This is a genomic window from Nocardia sp. NPDC059228 (assembly GCF_042754245.1).
GTDB lineage: Bacteria > Actinomycetota > Actinomycetes > Mycobacteriales > Mycobacteriaceae > Nocardia.
This window is the reverse complement of the sequence record NZ_JBHZAL010000156.1, coordinates 1-1,142: the sequence shown is the minus strand read 5'-3', so window position 1 is coordinate 1,142 and position 1,142 is coordinate 1. Positions and strand designations below refer to the sequence as shown.

Below are 1,142 nucleotides of genomic sequence, written 5' to 3'. Positions count from 1 at the left end.
CAACGGCGCGGTGATCCCGATCGAGGTCCTGGGCACGATCCCGCCCCTGTGCCCGGCCCGCGCGGACGGAGCGTCCTACCAGGGCCGCTGACCGCCGCGCCTCCAGGGGACCCCTCAGCCCCGGAGGCGCGGCACCGCGCTGTCCGGGGCCGGTGAGCCTGATCGGCAGCCATCATCGCGGAAGTGCGCACTGTTGTAAGGTACTGCGCATGGACACCTATGCCATCACTGAGGCGCGCAACAAACTGGGGGCACTCGCCCGACAGGTCAGCGCCGAGCAGAAGCATGTGGCCCTCACCGACCGGGGCCAGATCATGGCCGTGCTCATAAGCCCGGCTGAGCTGGAAGAGCTCGAATACCACCGGCGCACCGCGGAGTACCTGGCACGCAAGGAGCGCGGCGAGACCGGTCCCGGTGTCCCGCATGACGAAGCACGTCGTCGGATCTTCGGCGATGCTTCGTGAGCTATCGCGTCATCTGGGAGCCATCCGCCCTGGCCGCGGCGGAGAAGCACGCCGCAGGTGATCGCGAGGGCGTCCAGCAGGTCTTCCGAGCCGTGGATCTGTTGTCCGACAATCCACGACCGGCCGGTTCGTTCACCGTCGGAGCCAGCGGGATCTACCGTATCCAGGCGGGCTTCTACCGGATCCAGTACGAGATTCACGATCAGACGGTCACCGTCACCGTTTTCCACCTCGGTCGGGTGTAGCTGACGTTCCGTCGCCGGGTTCCCGCGCGCTCCCCGGTATGTGTGAAGCCGGTGCCGTTGAACTCGCGGAGAGGGGCACATCACCGCTCACTCCCGTGCGCCCCCGGGACACAACACTGCGCCGACAGCCCGGCGTTGTGGGCCGTGCGGTGAGGGAGAGGACTTCGGGCAGAGCAATGGCCGGATCTCCCGGCACTGCACGGATCGAAGGAGGGCGACACCCTCATGCGACGGTTCACAGGATTCTGCGCCGCACTGGCATTCGCCGCGGCCGGACTGATGGCGTCCGCGCCCACTGCCCAGGCATCGGCGAACGGCCCCGCGACGGGCGCGACGATCACCGCGTACCAGGACTGCCCGGTCGGGTGGTTCTGTGCGTGGGAGGACAGGGGCGGGTGGGGTGCCATGGCGCGGTGCCAGATGGGGTCCGACG

The 1,142-nt window shown here is 68.6% G+C and carries 3 protein-coding genes; all 3 read left to right on the top strand.

The window, feature by feature from the left end:
• Positions 1-209: 209 nt before the first annotated feature.
• A complete protein-coding gene (locus ACFXKA_RS43145) occupies positions 210-464 on the top strand; it encodes a type II toxin-antitoxin system Phd/YefM family antitoxin (RefSeq protein ID WP_376519398.1) in 255 nt (84 codons plus the stop codon).
• Positions 461-709, top strand: coding sequence for a type II toxin-antitoxin system RelE/ParE family toxin (locus ACFXKA_RS43140; protein WP_376519390.1), 249 nt, complete (start codon positions 461-463; stop codon positions 707-709). The genes ACFXKA_RS43145 and ACFXKA_RS43140 overlap by 4 nt, the downstream gene beginning before the upstream one ends.
• Positions 710-934: 225 nt before the next feature.
• On the top strand, positions 935-1,142 hold a 208-nt coding region (locus ACFXKA_RS43135), incomplete at its 3' end, for a peptidase inhibitor family I36 protein (RefSeq protein ID WP_379431932.1).

What these genes read in the sequence shown, in the direction of transcription:
- ACFXKA_RS43145 (WP_376519398.1), top strand. Translation starts at nt 210, where the DNA reads ATGGACACCTATGCCATCACTGAGGCGCGCAACAAACTGGGGGCACTC.